The organism is Pseudomonas sp. AC229 (genome assembly GCF_979254655.1).
In genome coordinates, this window is record NZ_CEEDHK010000006.1 from 15,235 (window position 1) to 34,911 (window position 19,677).

The following is a 19,677-nucleotide window of genomic DNA, read 5'->3' on the forward strand; positions in this document are numbered from 1 at the left end:
TCAGGACTCCTTGGGCGTCAGGGCCAGCAATGCCTCGCGGCTGCGGGTGAGAAAGTCCGCTTTGGCTTCGCCTTCGAGCAACTGCAGGGGCGTGCCGAAGGTCAGGGTGCACAGCAACGGCAACGGCAGCGTGCGGCCTTTGGGCATCACGCGTTTTAGGTTATCGATCCAGACCGGCACCAGCTCGACGTCCGGGCAACGGCTGGCGAGGTGGAACAGGCCGCTCTTGAACGGCAGCAAACCGTCTTCAAGGTTGCGCGTGCCCTCGGGGAACAGAATCAGCGACTCGCCGCCTTCGAGCACCGCGGCCATCTGGTCGATGGGGTTGGGGTCGGTTGCGGTGGGCGAGCGCGCGATCAACACGCCACGAAACACCTTGTTGATCAGAAAGCTGCGCACACCGCCCTTGGCCCAGTAGTCGGCGCCGGCCACTGGCCGGGTGCTGCCGCGCATGTGGCTGGGTAGCGACGACCACAGCAGCACGAAGTCGCCATGGCTGTTGTGGTTGGCGAAGTACACCCGTGCTTTGGGCTCAGGCGTGCAGCCCACCCACAGCGCGCGGGCGCCGGTGATGGCAGCAGCAAAGCCGATAATCAGGCGGGCGACAAAAGCGCCGCGCCAGCTGTATTGCGATACACGTGACATGTGCCGTCCTCTAGGCAAACGCGCCAGCCGCCACAGCAGCCAGCGCTAACAGCAGTTGTACAGCAAGTGCCAGACCCTGCTTGCGCAGCAGCCCCAAGGCGCCCTTGCAGCGCAGGGTCCAGTCACGTCCGACGTTGGCAGCCGGCATCAGGCCCAGGCCGAGCAAGCCGTTGTCCAGTTCCACGGTGGCCGCGCGCAGGTCAGCGGCATCGGCCAAGCGGGCAAACAGCGCCGCGTCGAAGGCCACGCGCATGGCCCAGTATTTTTCCAAAGCGCCTGCCAGCAACGTGAGCACCAGCAACCCGGCGACCAGCAGCAGTTGGTAGTGAATGGTCACGAGCAAGGCGCCGGCCAATGCCACGACGCTGAGGCTGGTGGACAACTGATCCAGACGCTGCCCCTGCTCCAGTAAGCGCGCGCAGCTGAGCAAACGCAGGTCGCTCATGTGCCGGCGTCCATCGCAGCCAAATTGCGCAGGTGCCCTTCTCGCAGCACTACGCCGGGGCGGACCTGACGCAGTATCGCTTCGGCGGCTTGCGGGGTGGCAGCACGGCCGCTATGCAACAGCCATGCGGCTACCGCTGCGGCGCTGCGCGAATAACCAAGGGCGCAGCACACCAGCACCTGGCCTTGCTGACGCGCCTGCTCAATGGCTATGGCAGCCGCGCGCAGCAGCTCGGGGCTCGGCGGCAACAGGTCGAGCGTGGGCAGGCTTCGGTAAGCGCGGCCGCCGCTGGCGCACGGCAACTCGGCGCACAGGTCGACAATGGCCCGGATTGGCGTGTCGTCCAGCTCGCCTTTGTTGGGAATTCGCCCCAGCCACACGTCATCCATGATCAAAACCGGCGCCGGCTGGCGCGCGGTCCACAACCGCGAGTTCACCCAGGCGCCTATCAGGTAGGGCCCGAACAGAAAGTTCGAGGCCCAACTGAGCGTGCCGTCGCTGTGCTTCTGGAAACCGGTCGCGCCCACCACCAGGTAATTCAGGGCCACCAGGCACAGCGCCGTGGCCGGCCAGGTCAGCCACCAACCCAGACCTCCAACACTGATGCCCAGCGCACCGAGCGCCACGCCGGCAAGCGCGTAGTACAACGCCAGACGGCGCCCTTTGGCCTGCGGCTGCCAGCGCAAGTTCGCCAGCGGGCTGGGGCGGTCCAGCGGCCACAGCCAGATGCACAGCCAGCCCACCAGAACGCCGGTGGGCAAGTCGATGAAATGGTGTTGGTAGGTGGTGAGCACCGACAGGCCGATCAGCCCAAACCAGAGGTGCAGCAACCACCGCAACACGCCTTCCGGCGTGTGAGCGGCGTAGCGCACCCACAGCACAATCAGCAGCACGATATGCAGCGACGGCGCCTGGTTGAACGGTTTGTCAAAACCCATCAACACCTCAAACATCCAGGCGAAAAAGCCGGTCATTTCCGGGCGGGAAAAGGTGTACGTGAGCGGAAACAACAGGAACCCGGCAATCGCCAGAACCTGCGCGCTGAGCAAGCGCCGGGCATGGATATCCAGCTCATGACGGCTATTGCACAGCAGCAGCGACAAGCCGTAGAGCAAGTCGATGGACCAGTAGGGCACGATGGTCCAGGCCCAAAACGGGGTGTGCTGCTCCCAGGCAAACACCAGGGTGCCGACGTCCGCACGCTGGCTGGTGAACCAGTTGGCCAAACTGTAGGTGGCGAAGAACAGTGGCGCCAGAATCAGCAGCCACACCAGCGCCCGGGGAAAACGCTGGCGCACGCTCAGTTGCGGATAAACCGGCGCCAGGGTCAGGGCCTCGCTCATGCCCCGATCCGCTGCGCCAGGCTGACGCTGAAAATGCCCCATTGATCGATGCGCTGAGTCACCTTGCGAAAGCCGGCGGCTTCGACCAACTGGTCCATTTCCGCCTGCGTACGACGGCGCATCACCCAGGCCTGACCGCCGCGGTGGCTGGTCAGCGCGCGGGCAATCAGTTGCAACTGCGGGTGCCAGGGCTGGCCGGTATAGATCAGATAACCGCCTGGCTCGACGGCTTGCGCCAGGCCACCCAGCGAAGCGCTGACCATGCCGTTATCACCGAACAGCTCATACAGGCCGGAAACAATCGCCAGGGTCGGTTTGGGATCCAGGCTCGCCAAGCTGGCCGGATCAAAGGCATCACCTTTTACAAACGTAGCGACATCGCTCAAACCCTTTTCGCTAATCAGCGCCTGGCCCTGGCTGACGTTGAGGTCGCTGTAATCGCGCAGCAGGATCGAGTCCGGGCGCTGAGCAAGGCCTTGCAGCGCTTCGAGAACATAGCGGCCGTGGCCCGCAGCTATGTCGACGATGCGCGTCGGCTTGCCCTGCGCCTGCAACGTTTGCAGGGTGTCGCGCAGCAGCTCCTCAATGTGCAGCTTGCGCTGACGAATGCCGCGCCAACCGATGGAGTTGAGGTAGTTGGTATCGATCATTCGGCCAAGCGAACCGGTGCCAGTCGGGCTGTTGCGGTACACGTAATCCAGGGTGCTGCCCGAGTCGAAGCCGGTGTCGAAACCCAGCTTTACCCCGGCCGACAACTTGGCGCCCAGGCCCATCGAGGCGCGGGTGGCGCGCCAATACAGGCCGGTTGGCGACAGCGGCGGCAGCGGTGTGGCCAGGCCTTCGGCTTCGGCCTTGGTGAAGCCGATGCGGTCGGCCGTGAGCAGTTCCGGCCGGCTCGACGGTTGGCTGAACAGCAGTTCGATAAAGCCACGCGCCTTGTTCACAGCCAGGTGGCGATCAGCCTCACCGAGGGTGTCGTGGTAAAAACCGGGGAGCAGATGACGCTCTTTTTGCAGCGTGCCCAGGCGCTGGAAAAACAGCTCCTGGGGTTTGCGCTTGACCACGAAATCGGCGCCGGAAATCAACAGTTGAGTCGGCACCTGAATGGCCTCGGCGTCGGCCACCACACGGTCAGCGGCTTCATACAGACCGAGCAGCTGATTGACCGAAATCGCCTTGGCAATCAACGGGTCGTTGGCATAGCTCTCGGCGCGCGCCTTGTCATGGGTGAGCATGCCGGGGCGCACATAGCTTTTAACGAAGAAGTTGCCTTTGAGCTTGCGCAGCAAGGTCAGGCCGGGGCGCGCCAGGGGCACATACAGGTTGATGTCGAAGGCCGGCGAGGCCAGCACCATGCAACGGATGCGCGGCGCGTAGTCATGGGCCCAGGTAGCGGCAAGCACGGCGCCGACGCTTTGCGCGACCACCGCAATGTCTTCAATGGCGATGCCATGCTCGCGCTGGATGAAGGCGACGAAGTCTTCCACGTCGCGCACGCTGGCGGCAAAGCTCGGGCTGTCGCCGCGCTCGCCGGGCGAGTGGCCATGGCCACGGGCGTCCCAGGCGAAAAAGCTGAAATCCGGCAGATTGAGTTCGTCCACCAGGTGCGCCATACGCGCGGAATGTTCATGGCCACGGTGCAGCAAAACGATGGCTTTGCGCGGGGCATCAGCGGCGGCGTCGTGGGCAGGCCAGTGGCGGTAGAAGAGGTCTACGCCGTCATGGGTGGGAAACGTTGCGTGGTGCTGCTGGCGTTGAGTTTCCATCCGTAGAATTCCTGTAATGAATCGAGATTAGTGGGCAGGTTGCTCTGCCAGGCCGCGCTTGATGCGGTTGAAGGTGGTGTAAACCAGCAAGACCGCCAGCACGGCCATGATCGCCGTCAGCCATGGTTCGACCGCGATGCCCAGGGCCAATAGAAAGCCCAGCAGGCCAAAGACGAAAGCGCGGTCACTTTTGCCCATTGGCCCGTCGTAACGGCGCGAAGCACCGACCATCAGCCCCAGCACGCCGGCGTATTCAGTTAGCCAGGCCAACAGCACCACGGCGCCGACAGCAGCGCCAGACACGCCGGCCAGGCAGGCAAACGGCAGGTACAACGCTGCATCGGCAACCAGGTCGGTGATCTCGTTGAGGTAAGCGCCCAGGCGTGATTGCTGGCCAAACTCGCGCGCCAACATGCCATCCACAGCGTTCAGGCCCATGCGCAGCAGCATCCACAGCGGTAAGAGCGCAAACACCGCGCGGTGTTCCGCGAATATCGCCACCACCGCGCCGACCAGAATGGAAATGGCACAGGCAAACAACGTCACCTGGTTGGCAGTGACGCCACGCTGATGCAGACGGGTAACGGAGGGGCGGAGCAGGTTCTGAAAGCGGGGTTTGAGGTCGTAAATCGACGGCATGGGGCGCTCGCAGTGAAATAGGCCGAAAAGGACTGTACTCACAACAGAACGCCAATGCCAAAAACTAGTCACACCGCTAGCTCGGTGGTGCGGTTAGGTCGATCAGCGGACCGAAGATAGCCCGTCAAGGGCGAAGCTGGAACAATAGCCGCCTATAGTCATCCAGGCCCCGTTTCTCGCTCAGGAGTTTTTTATGAACACGCGCGACCAACAGAACCTCGATCGCCTCGACCAGGCGGAAGGCGAGGGCGCCGATGAGGCGTTGCAGCAGATCGTTTCCGGCTTTCAACGCTTTCGCACCGAAGTGTTTCCCGAGCAGGAAGAACTCTTTCAAAAGCTCGCCACCGCGCAACGCCCGCGCGCCATGTTTATTACCTGCGCCGACTCACGCATCGTTCCCGAACTGATTACGCAAAGCTCGCCGGGCGATCTGTTCGTGACCCGTAACGTGGGCAACGTGGTGCCGCCGTATGGGCAAATGAACGGCGGCGTTTCCACCGCCATCGAGTACGCGGTGTTGGCGCTCGGTGTGCACCACATCATCGTTTGCGGCCATTCCGATTGCGGCGCCATGCGCGCGGTGATGAACCCCGACACGCTGGAAAAAATGCCCACGGTCAAAGCCTGGTTGCGTCATTCCGAAGTGGCAAAAATCATGGTGGCGGATAACTGCAATTGCGGCACGGAGCACGAGACCCTCGGCGTGCTGACCGAGGAAAACGTGGTCGCGCAATTGCAGCACTTGCGCACCCATCCTTCGGTGGCTTCGCGCATGGCCAGCGGTCAGTTGTTTATTCACGGTTGGGTCTACAGCATCGATACCTGCGAGATTCGCGCTTACGACGCCGAACGCGCGGAGTTCCTGCCGCTCGATGGCACCAGTCCGATTCCGGTGGCTACGCCGCGTCCGCGTTATTCAGCGCAATAAACCACGCGAAAAAAACCGCGCCGTAGCGGGCTTAAGGCTACGACGCGGCAAAAATCATCCTCAGTGGAGTCCAGTGGAGCTGAGGATGTGTCGCTCGGAAAATCAGTTGTTCAGGTCACGCTTGAGCAGCACGGCGACAGCACACGCCGCTATCGCCACCAACGGCGTAGCGGCCAGCAACAAACCGGTCACGCCCGCCCCCGCCGCCAGCAATTGCCCGGCCGCCAATGGCCCGCTCATGGACCCCAAACGCCCCACCGCCACGGCCACGCCAACCCCTGTGGCACGCACATGCGCGGGATACAGGCGCGGCGCCAGGGCATAGAGAATCAGTTGCCCACCCACCGCGCAGGCACCTGCGGCCAGGCCAGCGAGGTAAAGCCCTTGCGCCTGCTCCACGCGGCCCAGCGCCAGCAAGGCCGCGAGCATGCCGAGGTAAGCCAGCAGCACCGCGAGCATTGCCTTGCCGCTGTCCATCAGGCGTCCGGCCAACAGCGAGCCGGCGACGCCGCCGATGTTGAACAGCACTTGAATGGTGGCGGTATCCAGACGGCTGAGGCCGCGCTGGATGAGCAGGGTCGGCAGCCAGTTGAGCAGCATGTAGAGAATGGTCAGCGTGCAGAAACACGCGCCCCACAGCAGCAGGGTCGACGCGCCACGGCGTTGCCCGAGCAGTTCGCGGCTGATGGCGCCCACTGGCAACGTCTGCCCTTGGCGCGCGGCGGGCGTGGGCAGCCAGCGCATCAGCAGCAAGGCGATCACCAGCGGCGCAAAGCCGCCGACGTAGAAAACCAGCCGCCAGTCGCCGGACACCGCAAAAATACCCAGCAGCGCCGCAATCGCTCCGCCCAGCGGCACGCCGCAGTAGGTGAGGCTGACAGCCAGGTTGCGCAAGCCTGGGCTGGCGACTTCCGAGGACAGCGCGATCAGAATCGGCAGCGCGGCGCCCATGCCCAACCCCGTAACCAAACGCGCTGCGAGCAGTTGCTCGTAGGTGGCGCTGTGGGCGGTGAGCAGCGAAAACAAACCGAACAACACCACGGCCGCCACCAACACGCTTTTGCGCCCGAAGCGGTCGGCCAGCCAGCCACCGAACACCGCGCCCGGCAACAGGCCGAACAAGCCGGCGCTGAAGACCCAGCCCAACGCGGCCGAGTTCAGGGCGAAGTGCTGGGCCATGGCCGGCGCCGCGACGCCGACGGCTTGAAGGTCGAGGCCTTCAAGCATGGCGACGATAAAACACAGGGCAATGGTGCGCAGCGACGCGCCGTTCTGCGCAGTAGAAATGGGCATGTAAACCTCGAGTTTTTATTGTTGTGTGCGGCGCTTTGCTTAGCCGTTGAAGCGAATAATCTGCGGCGCCTGGCCTCGATACAGCGCTTCCACCAGAGCGCTGCGGTGCTGCAACACCGCGCGCTGGTTGAGCGAGCCTTTGTCGGTGATTTCGCCCCGGTCAATCGAGGGTGGTTCGCTCAACAGGCTGATCCATTCCAGTCGCGTGGCGTTGCCGGTGGCGTGTTGGTTAAGCCGCTTGAGCCAGTCGGCGAACCAGCCGCGCACCCGCTCGTGGGCCAACACTTGCGCGTCGCTGGCCACGCTGGGCAGGCCGGATAACACGCGGCAGTCGGCCAGGCGCGGAAACACCAGCAAGCCCAGGCACTCGCGGTCCGGCGCGGCGACCACCACGTCTTGCACATAGGGCGTGCCGTCGAGCACGGCGCGGTTGCGCAGCGGGCCGACGCTGACGAATACGCCGGACGACAACTTGAAGTCTTCGGCAATGCGGCCGTCGAACATCAGGCCCAGTTCAGGCCGCTCGGGGTCGGCAAATTTCAGCGCGTCGCCGGAGCGGTAAAAGCCTTCGGCATCAAAGGCGTCGAGCGTCTGCTGAGGCGAGCCCCAGTAGCCGGCCATGATGTGCGGGCCACGAAAGCGCGCTTCCAGTTTGCCGTCGACCGGCACCAGTTTGGTCTCGCAGCCCGGCGCCGGCAGGCCGACATAACCGGCCACGCAAAGCGGTCCGGTGGTGAAGGTGCACGAGGGCGAAGCTTCGGTCATGCCTAGTCCGGCCATCATGCGGATGCGCTCGCCGCAGTGCTGCTCGGCGATGCGGTCGAGGCGATCCCAGATGCTTTGCGACAAACCCGCAGCGGCGAAAAAGAACAGCGTGACCTTGGCAAAAAACCGCGCGCGCAGCTCGGCGTCCTGCTCCAGCGCGGTGACCAATTCTTCCCAGCCTTTGGGCACGGTGAGGTAGGCGGTGGGGGAAATGTCTTTGAGGTTGCGCAGGGTTTCGGCCATGCCGTTGGGCGTTGGCTTGCCGTTGTCGATGTACAGACTGCCGCCGTTATAGAGCACGATGCCGACGTTATGGCTGCCGCCAAAGGTGTGGTTCCACGGCAGCCAATCGACCAGCACGGGCGGCTGCGCAGCGAATTCGGGGAAGGTTTGCAGCAGCATTTGCTGGTTGGCGCAGAGCATGCGCTGGGTGGTCGGCACGGCTTTGGGCAGCTTGGTGGAGCCGGAGGTGAACAGGAACTTGGCGATGGTGTGTGGGCCGGTGGCATCAAAGGCGATGTCGGCCGCCTCGACGTTGCCGGTGGCGAGCAGATCGGCAAAGCGCTCGCTACGCCGATCTGGCAGCGTGCCACGGGTGAACACCAGCGCGACGTCATCGGCCAGCACCTGTTCGATGGCGCGTTGGAACGGCTGCGCCTCGGCGGCAAACACCAGGCCTGGCTGCAACAGGCCGACAATGTGGCGCAGCTTTTCCAGGTCTTGCGACAGCAGCGAGTAGGCCGGCGACACCGGGCAGTACGGCACGCCGATGTACATGGCAGCGAAGGCCAGTTGCAGGTGCTGCAGGTCATTGCCCGACAAGATCATCAGCGGCCGCTGTGCGCTCAAGTCGTAGCGCAGCAACGCTTGGCCGAGGGCGCGCACGTTGCTGAGCATTTCGCCGTAACTGAGGGTTTGCCATTTGCCGTCATCACCGCGCTGCGCTGCAAACGTGGCCTGCGGTTTCACCTGCGCCCAATGCAGCAGCCGGTCGAGCAGACGCGCCGGCGCTGGCTTGAGTGGCTCCTGCGCGCGCAGGTAAATGCTGCCGTCGCCCCCATGGGTAATGTTCACCCCCGGATTGCCGATGGCCACCTGGCGATAGCGCACCACGTGGTCAGCGCGGGTTGCTACGAATTCTCCATTCACGAGCCTTTCCTCTGTGCGCGCCCGCCCGCGCCGGGGTGGCGGCGGGGGGCTTGTTTGTTCTTGTTATTGCGGGATGAACCGGCCTGTTTCAGATCGGGTAATGGCGCGGCCCGTTCTGGATCGTGACCCAGCGCAACTGGGTGAAATGCTCAATCGAGGCGCGGCTGCCGAAGCTGCCGTAGCCGCTGGATTTCACCCCGCCGAAGGGCATCTGCGCTTCGTCGTGCACGGTCGGCCCGTTGATGTGGCAAATGCCCGACTCCACCCGTTGCGCCAAGGCCAGCGCACGGGAAACGTCGCGGCTGAAAATGGCGGCCGAGAGGCCAAACTCCGAGTGGTTGGCCAGGCGCAGCAGTTCTTCGTCGCCCTCGCCACGCAGCACCACGGCCACCGGGCCAAACGACTCTTCGCGATACAAACGCATGCCGTCGGTGACGTTATCGAGCAGCACCGGCTGCATGATGCTGCCCTGCAGTCCGCCACCGGCTGCCAGCGTTGCGCCTTTGCCGAGGGCATCGTTCACCAGCGCCTGGATGCGCTCGCCGGCAGGGGCGTCGATCAACGAACCGAGCACCGCGCCGCTTTCCTCTGCCGGCCCAGCCCGCAGCTGCGCCACCTTGGCGGCGAGCTTGCTGATAAAGGCATCCGCCACCTTGGCATCGACGATCAGGCGTTCGGTGCTCATGCAAATTTGCCCCTGGTTGAAGTACGCACCGAAGGCAGCGGCCGCGACGGCGGCGTCCAGGTCGGCATCGTCCAGCACCAGCAGCGGCGCCTTGCCACCCAGCTCCAGCAAGGCCGGTTTCAGCTGCCGCGCGCACAGCTCGGCGACGATACGACCGACGTGTGTGGAACCGGTGAAATTCACCCGCCGCACCGCCGGGTTGGCGATGAGCTGGGCGACGATGGCAGGCGCATCTTCCGGAGCATTGCAAATGACGTTCACCACGCCGTCACCCAATCCGGCGTCATGCAGGACCTGGCCGATCAAGCGATGCGTGAACGGGCTGGCTTCCGAGGCCTTGAGCACCACGGTGTTGCCGCAGGCCAACGGCATGGCCAGGGCACGCACGCCGAGAATCACCGGCGCATTCCACGGCGCAATGCCGAGCACCACGCCGCAGGGTTGGCGCAGACCCATGGCGAAGTTGCCGGGCACGTTGGACGGGATGACCTCGCCGAGAATCTGCGTGGTCATCGCCGCGGCTTCACGCAACATGCCGGCGGCCAGTTGTACGTTAAAGCCGTACCAGTTGGCGGCGGCGCCGGTTTCGCTGGCGGCGGCCATAAACTCGGGGGCGCGGGCTTCCATCAGTTCGGCGGCCTTCAACAACCGCAAGCGCCGCTCGCCCGGCGCCAAGGCCGACCACGCCGGGAACGCGGCCTGGGCCGCTGCCACCGCGGCATCGGCATCTTCCAACGTGGCGGCGGCAACGCGCGACACCACCTCGCCGGTGAACGGGCTCAGGCGGTCGAAGGTGCGGCCGTCAGCGGAAGGCCGGGCAAGGCCTGCAATCAGTAATGGCACGTCGAACATGGACACCTCGCGATCAGCGTTTGTAGGCTTGCAGGCCGGGCTTGATGCTTTTGTCGTCGAGAAATTGCTTCATGCCTTCTTCGCGACCGCCTTCGGTGTCGAGCAACCGCGACTGGTCGAGCTTGGCGTAGAGGTAATCCTCGTTTTGCTCCCAGGTGAGTTCACGGCAGCGCTTGAAGCCGACCTTCGCGGCGCGCAACACCACCGGGTTTTTCTCCAGCAGATTTTTCGCCAACTCCACCGTGGTTTCGCGCAACTGCGCCAGCGGCACGCTCTGGTTGACCAAGCCCATGGCGGCGGCTTTCTGCCCGCCGAAGGTTTTGCCGGTCATGATGTAGTACAGCGACTCGCGGTGCCCGCAGGTGTCGGCCATGGCCTTGCTCACCAGGTTGCCCGGTGGAATGCCCCAGTTGATTTCCGACAGGCCAAAGGTCGCTTCGTCGGCGCAGATCGCCAGGTCACACGCCACCAGTGGGCTGAAGCCGCCACCAAAGCACCAGCCGTTGACCATGGCGATGGTCGGTTTGCTGTACATGCGCAGCAGCTTCCACTGCCAGTACGAGGCTTCGCGGCGAATTTTCTCTTGAAGAATTTCCGGCCCGGCGTCCACTTCGCGGAAGTATTCCTTGAGGTCCATGCCGGCGGTCCACGACTCACCGGCCCCGGTCAGCACCAGCACGCGGGCATCGGCGTCTTGTTCCAGGATTTCCAGCACGTCGGCCATTTCGCGGTTGAGCGTGGGGCTCATGGCGTTGCGCTTTTCCGGGCGGTTGAGAATGACCCAGGCGATGCCTTCGTCCACTTCCACCTTCACGGTTTGCCACCGGCCTTCGTAGGTACTCATGTCACTGCCTCATGTCTGGGTTGGATGAGGCGAAGTTAAGCCGGATTTTTAGTTATGTCAATTAACTATAAATCGGTTCTAGGTTTCGAAGGACACTCTACACCCTCAGCTGGATGGCCGAATAAACGCTGGCCATAGCCTTAGATACAGGGCAATCCCGAGCCTAACCGGTTAACACTAATAACTAAATATTCGTCCCGATTGTGCATCTGGGCGAAAAAATTATTAACATGCCTAACCATTTCTCATCAGGACGCCACCATGCCCCGCAAAGCCAAAACCCAGGCAGCGCCCGCCGACCCGACGACGCTCGACGCTGCGCTGGATAATCTGGTGGGTTATGTAATGCGGCGCGTGCAGCTGAAAATCTTCCAACACCTGACCACGCGCCTGGAAGAACACGCCATCCGCCCCGCACAATTCACTGCGCTGAGCATCATCGAGCAGTCGCCGGGCCTGATGCAGGCCGACCTCGCCAAAGCGCTGGCGATCGAGCCGCCGCAAGCGGTGCTGATGGTCAACAAACTCGAAGAACGCGGCCTGGCCATGCGCGTACGCAGCAACCCGGACAAACGCTCCTACGGCCTGTTTCTCAGCAAGGCGGGTGAGCAGTTGTTGAAGACGTTGAAGGATGTGGTGGTGCAGAGCGACCAGGACGCCACGGCGGCCCTAAGTGCTGAAGAAAGAGAACAGCTGTTGGGGTTGTTGAATCGGCTGTATCGGGAGGGGTAACGCCATAGCGGCGCGGTCGTCGCTAGTCGCGGCGGCGACCCACTCGCAGAGGCGCTCACGAGCCTGAAGCTCATGAAAATCCGCCAAGTTGGCGATCGGCCGAGCATGATGACGTGCAATATGCCCAGCGCGTTATCAATCAAATTCACCACTGCGTCGCGTAGCAGGCAGCCAGGCAAGTACTGCATTTTCCTAAACGCAAAAAAAGCCCCGGGTGGTAGCCCCAGGGCGTTTCTACACTCGTATCAGGACCTCAATAAGGGTTAAACACAGCAAAGTAGGCTGTCTCGACGATGGAGCGCAAACCGCTTCCGATTCCAGCCGAAACTGTATATGACTGAGCCCAGTAGTGTTGCAGGTTGGCAGCAAACGTCATTTGGGCGTTACCGGCCGAATCAGTAACTGAGAAAGGCTGGGCCGGCAGGAAGTGGATATCGGCGACACTGCTGTTCGCCCAATTCCCTCCAAAACGATTATCGAAAGTTGACTTCCAATATACCTTCACTCCTTGAACTGGCCGCCCTTGATCATCAGTAACCACTGCGTTAAATGTCACCTGCCCCCGTAGTGCCGCACCAAAGTTTGGTAGTTGCCCAAACGTCAATCGACCGCCGGTAAACGCTACGCTCCCGCTACCTTTCACCGAGCCCGCCGATGCTTCGATAGCAGCCTTAGAAACCGCGGTGGAACTGGTTAACTCTGTCTTGGCTATACCTGCGGCGTCCGTCAAAGACGTTCTGTCTGAGAGAGTGCCGGCACTGGATGTCCACTGCACCGCCACACCGGCGCCCACCGGTTTCCCCTGGTTGTTGACGACTGAAGCCGAGATAGTTGAACGCGTATAGCCATCGGCGATAATCGCCGCATTCGATACTGAGACCGTGACGCTATTCACTAACGGGGCAAACGTCACTTCCGCCGAGCCAGCTATCTTGTCTACCGTCGCAACGACCTTAGCTACCGCAGCGGTTTTCGAGCTAGTCAGGGTCATAGTGGCAATCCCTAACGCGTTTGTAGTAGAAACGTCATTCACTAAGGTGCCTGCACTGGTCGTCCATCGAACGACTGCGCCAACGACAGGGTTGCCGCTAATGTCTGTCGCCGCAACGCTTAATAGCGAGGTACTTTTGCCGTCCCCATCGATGACTGTAGGGGTAGGCGTCAGTTGAAGCTTCGCGGTTACGCCGCCGGTAAAGCGCACATGGGTGAGATTAGTCGCGCTCTGTGCGGTGGCATAAACCGCGGCAGTGACCAGTTCTGAAGCGCTGGTCAGTTCCATAACTGCAACGCCGCTGACATCAGTTGTTGATGAGCGATCACCAAGCGTGCCTGCAGTGGTTGTCCAATAAACCACTATGCCTGCACCTACCGGTTGTAGGTCAGCGTCCCAGACCTGCGCACTTAAAGTAGATTTCGAGTTGCTATCCGCAACAATGGAAGTATGGCTCGCACTGAGCGTCAAGGCTGCCGGCGCGCCCACAGTGAAGACCACCTTAGCCGAGCCCTGCACCGCACCCACCTTGGCCTCTACCAAAGCGACATGCGCGCCCGGAGTACTGGTTAGGATGGTACTAGCGACGCCATTAGCATTTGTCATCGACTCATCGCTCATAAGGGTTCCCACTGAGGTACTCCACTCAACCAGAACTCCTGCGCCTAGCGGCATTCCCCTTACATCTGTCAGCGCCGCGCTCAGCACGGTGTTACTAGCGCCGTCGCCGTTAATGGAGGCTGCTGCGGGTGTGACCGCTATATGGGTCGGCGCGGGCGTACTGAAGGTCACGCTTGCGTGGTTATTGGCGGCGTTGGCGCTTGCCCCAATATTGGCGGCACCGGGAGTCGTCCCGCTTGTCAGCTGTACCCGCGCCACGCCGTGGAAATCAGTGGCGGTAACTGCGCTGGCCAGGAGGCCGCGGCTGACGGTCCAGGTGACCGGGGTGCCGGGGGCTACTGGGTTGTCGAACCGATCGCGCACCTGCGCACTGAGCATGGTCGTGCTGCCGCCGTCGGCGGGAATAACCGCAGGTGTGGCCGTGATCGTCAAACCGTCTGCGCCAGCAGCTGGCACGCCCGGAGCAAAAGTGATGTCAAGCTGATCATGGGCAGCGCCCGACACAGCCTGCACATCCGCACTCCCCGAAACGGTCGACGAGGTGAGCACGGCATTGGCCTGGCCGTTCGAGTCGGTAGTGGAAACCGTCACGTTCAATTGCCCGGCCGATGTTGTCCAGTTCACCGGAATACCCGCGCCAACTGGCTGACCTTTAATGTCTTTAACCGTCGCGGTCAGGCTGGACGTGCTGGCTCCATCGGCGAGCAGCGAGCTCTGCGAAGCGGCCAGGTTTAGCGTCGCGCTGGTGATGGTCGCGGCGCCGAGGACAAACAGAATATCCGCCGAATTTTGCGCGGCGCCGGCTTCAGCTTGCACGGTCGCAGTCTCTACCGATGCCGTGCTGGTGAGCACGGCAGTAGCCTTACCGGTCGCATCGGTGACGGCGTTAGACGGAGTCACGCTGCCTGCGCTGGTTGTCCAGGTCACGTTCACGCCAGCGTCGACGGTGTTGCCATGTGCATCTTTAACCACGGCGGTTAGCGCCGAGGTGCTGATGCCATCAGCTTCAATCACCGAAGGAGCAGCACTGATGGCCAGGCCGCTTTTGCCGGCGGCCGGAAGCCCCGCCGCGAAGGTAACGTCCACCGCGTTGGATGCTACGCCCGCAGAGGCGTCTACCGTGGCTTTACCGGCGATGGTCGAACTGATCAATGAAACCGTGGCCACACCGTTTACATCGGTACTGGTGGCCTCGCTCGTCAACGTACCGATCGAGGCACTCCAATCCACTTGCATGCCCGCGCCGACGGGGTCGCCTTGGTTGTCGAGGACTGTAGCCGTCAGCACGGATGTACTGACGCCGTCGGCTGTAATCAAATCAGGGGAGGCGAGTAGGACAAGCCCGGCGCTGCCTGCCGCAGGCACACCCGGGGCGAAGGTAACGGTCAGTTCGTTATTGGACGCGCCTGCGCTTGCCTTGACCTTCGCCGCGCCTGGCAATGCTTCGCTGGTCAGAGTCATCGTGGCGACGCCATCGGTGTCGGTATACGAAACGTCACCAGTGAGGGAGCCGGCACTGGCGCTCCAGTTGACCGTTACGCCGGCTTCCACGGGGTTTCCTTTGTCGTCCGAAATCAGCGCGCTTAGCGCCGAAGTGCTAATGCCATCTGACTTGATGGTTGTAGGCGTAGCGCTAAGCGCCAGGCCTCTGTTGCCGGTCGCTGGGATGCCGGGAACGAAGCTGACAGGGACGCGCTGCTTGGCCGCGCCAATGCTGGCTTGAACCTGGGCTACACCGGTTTTGATCGAGCTGGTCAATTTCATCCTAGCCACACCAGTGGCATCGGTAAGCGACGCTGTATCGGCCAATTGTCCAGAGGTCGTTTCCCAATTAACCGCATGGCCGGCATCGACCGGGTTGCCTAGGTCGTCGTAAATGGTCGCCGTCAGCGAGGAACTGCTGACGCCGTCGGCGGTTATGGAAAGTGGTGTGGCCTCCAACAAGAGCGCGCTGCTATCGGCACTTGGAAGACCCGCCGCAAAGCGTACGGAGGTCGAGCCTTTGACGGTACCCATCTGCGCTTCAATCTTGGCCAGTCCGGCCGACGTAGGACTTGTCAACACCATGCGCGCTACGCCGCGGCTATCTGTATCAGATGTGTCGCTAGCCAGCGTGCCGGCGCTAGTAGTCCAGGTCACGGTCTGAGCGGTACGTGTGCCTTTACCAAGTGAGTCCACTGGATAAGCGCTAAGCGTGGTAGTGCTAAAGCCGTCGGCAACGATAGTGGCGGGAGCCGCGTCAATTTGCAGAACCGTAGTCAGCACATTGACCGTCATCACGTTGGATAGCTGGCTACGACCCGAACGGTCCATGCCCATGGCTTGCAAGGTGTAGGTGTTAACGCCGCCGTCAATATGCTCAGGCAACGTCAGGCTGGCAGTACCATCAATGGAGGGGGGACCGGCGAAGCTGGCAGCGGGGCCCACCCAGGAAAGCGAAGCGAAGTTGCTCGCTCCGGTGACGGTAAACAGTACGGTTTCATTGCCCTTGCCGCTAACCGCCGCCGGAAGTTTAAGCTCTAAGGCTTTTTTGCGGTTATCCAGCACGATCTCGTTATTACGTGCGACGAGGTCGTACCGCGCATTGGTAACCAGTCGGCTTGCAATGAGGCTCGACGACGAAACCTGTTTGGCGAACGACTCGCCCAACCGGTAATTGAACGTAAGGTTGGCGGAGGAATCTGCGAGACCGTCCTGGCCGATGCGGTGATTGACGCCGAGACTTAGCAGCGGCACCGGGTTGTAGATAGCGCCAAGGGTCATGGCGTGGGGGTTCTTCTGCCGATCGTTGGCCGAGAACAGGCTCACCTCATCGCCGTAATATTTTTCGAAAATGATCTGGCCGCCCAATTGTGGGTAAGCCGGCAGATAACCTTCCGCACGCACATCCCAGCCAGCGGCTGGGCGCTCCTGGTAATCGGCACGGTCGGGAGAATTCTTCCAGTTCGATAAGCGCTTGTAGCTGTTGGCGCTGACTTTCAGGAAATCAGTCCACGCTTCCACACCCATACCCAGGCGGTCATGGTCGCCCTGGGCATCACGGTCCAGAAAGCTGTTCACGCCAAGAAGCCAGCCGTTCGTCTCGTGACGATAACCAACGCCCATGTTGAAGGTGTTGCGGTAGTCAACGGTATAGGAATTCGCGCGGCGCATGCCAAATTGGGTAAAGACCAGGTTTTTACCGGCGTTGTAAAACGGTACGAGCATGTCGAGACTGCCGCCACGAAGGCCGCCGTCCGCGATATTGAGCGAGACCGCTGACGTAATGTGATGCGCTGCGAGCCAACTTTCAGTAGCGGCGCTGGCAGCGCTGGAAAGCATTCCTGTGCCCATGCTTACGGCTTCGTCGGCGCCTTTAGTGCGGTCGCGCAGGACACTGGGCGCAAGGTCAAAGTCGTTTGGTTGAGCAAGCCATTCTGAGGGCGCGCTTTTCGGCGAGGACTCGCCAATGCTGCCCCCTAGCTCAGGTAAGTCTTGCTTAGCGGCGCACGAGCAAGGAAGTGGTTCGGAGGTCGCAAACGCGGGCGCGATGGGCGCAAACAGCGTGCAGAGAGAGAGGTATACGGCAAGAGACTTGCGTAGAAACGATTGCGGTTGAGTCATGGTCAGATGCTGCCTATGGGCGCCAGGTGGCGGTTAGGCGGCGGATACTTCCATGGCAGTAAAGCGAATTAGGCCAGAAGAAAGACTAAGACCAGTAGGATCATTCCCACAGAGCGAGCGGCAAATTCATTCGTGCAAATGATGCTTTTTCGAGCCTCACATACGTGTTGGCACGCTGGACAACCAGAACGGAATTTGGAACGACGTTCCCGTAAGGGGCTTCCCACCTGGAGGGACTGGGTATCGGACACTGTCGGCAGTCCGAAGCAAGGTTTTTTCCTCGAAGGGCCAGCCGATTTCACATCCTTTAGATACGTAGGACTTGTCCGTAACTCGAATCAGACAGCATCTATGCGGGTGACTTGCCACTCCGAGTCAACGCATCGACAAAAGCACTTAAAAAATCAGACCGAAATCGCAGTGAAGCGCCATGTGCGACTACTCATCTGTCCAACTCCCCCCACAATTCTTTCGCCCACCCCTTAATCACCAACGCCTCCTGCCAGCGATCTGACAGCTCCAACCCATCGCCCCCGGTAATCGCGTACGGCGGCGGCCCTAGCTCACAGAGAAACACGCAAGTCGCATCCGCCGCATTGCGCGCGCGCCAGCTGGCCATGCCTTGTTTCCACCAGACTTTGAACTGCTCGACCCAGGCTTGGTGTTGCGGAAAATCAATTTGAATTTGCACCTGCTCGGCCGTGGCGATGCGGCCTTGCAGGCAGTCGGTGCGTTCGTGAATGCGCTGGATAAACCCTTGGTCACGCGCGCTGATGGGCAGGGGAAATTCGCGGTCGACCACGAAGTGCGAAAGGTCAGCGGTGAGCTGCAGTTCGGGAATGGCGTCGAGCACTTCGAGGGTGAAGTACAGGTCGTTGAGGATGCCGTTGCGGTGGGTTTCAAACAGCAACTCAATGCCCATGCTTTGCGCTTCTTCCAGCCAGCGACTGATCAACGGCACCGCGCCGGCCACGCTCACCGGCATCACCTGGGCGATGGTGTTGACCTTCACCGCGCTCACTTCGCGGGCGAATTCCAGCAAGTGACGCATGTCGCTGACGCGGCGGGGGAACAGGTTGACCATGCTCTTCAAGCCGTACTTTTCGAACAGCGGCAGGGTCTCGCGGTAGTACGGTAATTCGTCGGTGTTGGGGTCCAGGCAGATGCCGGCGAACCCCGCTTCGGCGGCCATGGCGAAGTTTTCTTCATGGCTGCGTTCGGGCTGCGTCGGGTGCTTGAGTTCCATGCCCCACAGCGACTGAAAGACTTCGAGTTTTTGCATGCTGGGCGCCATTAGAAAGAGGTCAGGAACGAGGCTGCGTTGCCGCCGCGAATTTCGCCATTGCGCATCATCGTCAGGTAATCCGCCGCAGCCGGCTCTGGTCCGTCGCCCGTGCCGGCGACACGCGCCACACGAAAGCGGTGAAAGCTTTTTAGCTGTGCCCGGAACGGCAACAGCATCGCGCGCTCGTCGCCATACAACTCGTGGTGTACGGCTGGCAGGCGATACCACGGCGTGGTCGGCTTCACGTGATGGGCATTGTGGTAGCCGAAGTTCAGCACCAGCACATTCACCCACGGGTGTTTCATCGACAGCACGTTGCTGAAGGTGTGCAGATGCTCGTAGGCACGGTCGCCCTTGTGAGGCGCTGGGCTTCTGTCGAACAGCGTCGGCGAGTTGCCATAGTCGTGCTGCGGCGCATCCATAAAGCGCAGCACGGTCATCATCAGCAGGTACGCGACGACGTAGAGCAGCGCCGCAAACGGGGCGAACCACAGCAGCGCCGCGAACAAGCTGCCGCGCACCAGCACAAACCCCAAATTTCGGGCGCGCTGGCCGTTGCGCTGGGGAATGAGGAAGGCGCTAAACACCATCACCGCGTGCATCAACAGGTCGTGGGCGGGGATGTACAGCCATTCCAGCGCTTCGATGGTTTTAAGTACGCGCGGATGGCGGGCCAGCCATTTGTCATGCTCGAACCAGATCACGTCGGCGTTATCGACGTGATGGCGAAAATGCTTGAAGCGAATGTCTTCGTAGGTGCCGTAGCAACTGCCGGTTACCCACGTCAGCAGCTTGCCCAGCCGGGCGTTGTGCTCGTTGCGTTTGAACACGGTGTTGTGCGCGCACTCATGCAGCAAATAACCGGCGATGACCATGGCATGCGCCAGCCACAGCGTGGCGAACAGATTGACCAGCAGGTTGGCGCTGAACAAACCGGCAAGCCCCAGGCCATAGCCCACCAACGCATAGGTGAGCGCCAGGCCATGACAGACCGCGCCCCGCGTTTCCTTGAACAGTTGCAACACGCCGATTTCCCCCGCTACCGCTATAGCTCGATAACCCAGCGTGGCAAAAACGATGGGCCGGGGGAT

General features: G+C 61.8%; 14 protein-coding genes. 2 read left to right on the plus strand and 12 right to left on the minus strand.

All coding sequences use genetic code 11. The annotated features are described in order from the left end of the window. The 5 genes from AC0IW7_RS09710 to AC0IW7_RS09730 are packed head-to-tail and all read right to left on the minus strand — an operon-like array spanning nucleotide 1 to nucleotide 4,838. Nucleotides 1–645 carry a lysophospholipid acyltransferase family protein gene (locus tag AC0IW7_RS09710; RefSeq protein WP_122450040.1) on the minus strand — a complete coding sequence of 215 codons (645 nt, stop codon included), beginning with the start codon at nucleotides 643–645 and terminating at the stop codon, nucleotides 1–3. Between the two features lie 10 nt (nucleotides 646–655). Continuing rightward, nucleotides 656–1,090, minus strand: coding sequence for a hypothetical protein (locus AC0IW7_RS09715; protein ID WP_471817492.1), 435 nt, complete (start codon nucleotides 1,088–1,090; stop codon nucleotides 656–658). Next, entirely contained in the window at nucleotides 1,087–2,433 is a 1,347-nt protein-coding gene (locus tag AC0IW7_RS09720) for a phosphatase PAP2/dual specificity phosphatase family protein (protein WP_471817494.1), read from the minus strand. The genes AC0IW7_RS09715 and AC0IW7_RS09720 overlap by 4 nt, the downstream gene beginning before the upstream one ends. Beyond that, the gene (locus AC0IW7_RS09725) at nucleotides 2,430–4,199 is read right to left on the minus strand and encodes a bifunctional alpha/beta hydrolase/class I SAM-dependent methyltransferase (RefSeq protein ID WP_471817496.1); all 1,770 of its coding nucleotides are present in this window, start codon (nucleotides 4,197–4,199) and stop codon (nucleotides 2,430–2,432) included. Before AC0IW7_RS09725 ends, AC0IW7_RS09720 begins: the two co-directional genes overlap by 4 nt. 27 nt (nucleotides 4,200–4,226) lie before the next feature. Next, complete coding sequence (locus tag AC0IW7_RS09730) at nucleotides 4,227–4,838, minus strand: CDP-alcohol phosphatidyltransferase family protein (RefSeq protein WP_471817498.1); 612 nt, start codon at nucleotides 4,836–4,838, stop codon at nucleotides 4,227–4,229. A gap of 193 nt (nucleotides 4,839–5,031) precedes the next feature. On the opposite strand from AC0IW7_RS09730, the gene AC0IW7_RS09735 reads away from it, so the two are divergent. Next, complete coding sequence (locus tag AC0IW7_RS09735; protein ID WP_122492190.1) at nucleotides 5,032–5,766, plus strand: carbonic anhydrase; 735 nt, start codon at nucleotides 5,032–5,034, stop codon at nucleotides 5,764–5,766. Between the two features lie 102 nt (nucleotides 5,767–5,868). Here the strand turns inward: AC0IW7_RS09735 and mhpT are convergent, their stop codons facing one another. From mhpT to AC0IW7_RS09755, 4 genes are all read right to left on the minus strand, one after another. Then, a complete protein-coding gene (gene mhpT, locus AC0IW7_RS09740) occupies nucleotides 5,869–7,059 on the minus strand; it encodes a 3-(3-hydroxy-phenyl)propionate transporter MhpT (RefSeq protein ID WP_471817500.1) in 1,191 nt (396 codons plus the stop codon). 39 nt (nucleotides 7,060–7,098) lie between these two features. Further along, nucleotides 7,099–8,973 (minus strand): feruloyl-CoA synthase, encoded by a 1,875-nt coding sequence (locus AC0IW7_RS09745; protein ID WP_471817502.1) that lies wholly within the window; start codon nucleotides 8,971–8,973, stop codon nucleotides 7,099–7,101. Between the two features lie 88 nt (nucleotides 8,974–9,061). Then, nucleotides 9,062–10,510: an aldehyde dehydrogenase gene (locus AC0IW7_RS09750; RefSeq protein WP_471817504.1), complete on the minus strand. Its 1,449-nt coding sequence runs from the start codon at nucleotides 10,508–10,510 to the stop codon at nucleotides 9,062–9,064. Nucleotides 10,511–10,523: 13 nt separating this feature from the next. Further along, the gene (locus AC0IW7_RS09755; protein ID WP_471817506.1) at nucleotides 10,524–11,354 is read right to left on the minus strand and encodes a p-hydroxycinnamoyl CoA hydratase/lyase; all 831 of its coding nucleotides are present in this window, start codon (nucleotides 11,352–11,354) and stop codon (nucleotides 10,524–10,526) included. 261 nt (nucleotides 11,355–11,615) lie between these two features. Here AC0IW7_RS09755 and AC0IW7_RS09760 point away from each other — a divergent pair, with 261 nt between their 5' ends. Further along, entirely contained in the window at nucleotides 11,616–12,086 is a 471-nt protein-coding gene (locus AC0IW7_RS09760; RefSeq protein ID WP_471817508.1) for a MarR family winged helix-turn-helix transcriptional regulator, read from the plus strand. A 253-nt stretch (nucleotides 12,087–12,339) separates the two neighbouring features. On the opposite strand, the gene AC0IW7_RS09765 is transcribed toward AC0IW7_RS09760, so the two are convergent. From AC0IW7_RS09765 to AC0IW7_RS09775, 3 genes are all read right to left on the minus strand, one after another. Next, nucleotides 12,340–17,301: an Ig-like domain-containing protein gene (locus AC0IW7_RS09765; RefSeq protein ID WP_471817510.1), complete on the minus strand. Its 4,962-nt coding sequence runs from the start codon at nucleotides 17,299–17,301 to the stop codon at nucleotides 12,340–12,342. Between the two features lie 442 nt (nucleotides 17,302–17,743). Further along, entirely contained in the window at nucleotides 17,744–18,583 is an 840-nt protein-coding gene (locus AC0IW7_RS09770; RefSeq protein WP_471817512.1) for a sugar phosphate isomerase/epimerase family protein, read from the minus strand. Between the two features lie 11 nt (nucleotides 18,584–18,594). Continuing rightward, nucleotides 18,595–19,611 (minus strand): fatty acid desaturase family protein, encoded by a 1,017-nt coding sequence (locus tag AC0IW7_RS09775; RefSeq protein ID WP_471817514.1) that lies wholly within the window; start codon nucleotides 19,609–19,611, stop codon nucleotides 18,595–18,597. Nucleotides 19,612–19,677 lie beyond the last annotated feature (66 nt).

Bases quoted from the DNA above. Each gene is read 5' to 3' on its own strand.
- AC0IW7_RS09710 (WP_122450040.1), bottom strand. From the start codon at position 645: ATGTCACGTGTATCGCAATACAGCTGGCGCGGCGCTTTTGTCGCCCGC.
- AC0IW7_RS09715 (WP_471817492.1), bottom strand. From the start codon at position 1,090: ATGAGCGACCTGCGTTTGCTCAGCTGCGCGCGCTTACTGGAGCAGGGG.
- AC0IW7_RS09720 (WP_471817494.1), bottom strand. From the start codon at position 2,433: ATGAGCGAGGCCCTGACCCTGGCGCCGGTTTATCCGCAACTGAGCGTG.
- AC0IW7_RS09725 (WP_471817496.1), bottom strand. From the start codon at position 4,199: ATGGAAACTCAACGCCAGCAGCACCACGCAACGTTTCCCACCCATGAC.
- AC0IW7_RS09730 (WP_471817498.1), bottom strand. From the start codon at position 4,838: ATGCCGTCGATTTACGACCTCAAACCCCGCTTTCAGAACCTGCTCCGC.
- AC0IW7_RS09735 (WP_122492190.1), top strand. From the start codon at position 5,032: ATGAACACGCGCGACCAACAGAACCTCGATCGCCTCGACCAGGCGGAA.
- mhpT (WP_471817500.1), bottom strand. From the start codon at position 7,059: ATGCCCATTTCTACTGCGCAGAACGGCGCGTCGCTGCGCACCATTGCC.
- AC0IW7_RS09750 (WP_471817504.1), bottom strand. From the start codon at position 10,510: ATGTTCGACGTGCCATTACTGATTGCAGGCCTTGCCCGGCCTTCCGCT.
- AC0IW7_RS09755 (WP_471817506.1), bottom strand. From the start codon at position 11,354: ATGAGTACCTACGAAGGCCGGTGGCAAACCGTGAAGGTGGAAGTGGAC.
- AC0IW7_RS09760 (WP_471817508.1), top strand. From the start codon at position 11,616: ATGCCCCGCAAAGCCAAAACCCAGGCAGCGCCCGCCGACCCGACGACG.
- AC0IW7_RS09765 (WP_471817510.1), bottom strand. From the start codon at position 17,301: ATGACTCAACCGCAATCGTTTCTACGCAAGTCTCTTGCCGTATACCTC.
- AC0IW7_RS09770 (WP_471817512.1), bottom strand. From the start codon at position 18,583: ATGCAAAAACTCGAAGTCTTTCAGTCGCTGTGGGGCATGGAACTCAAG.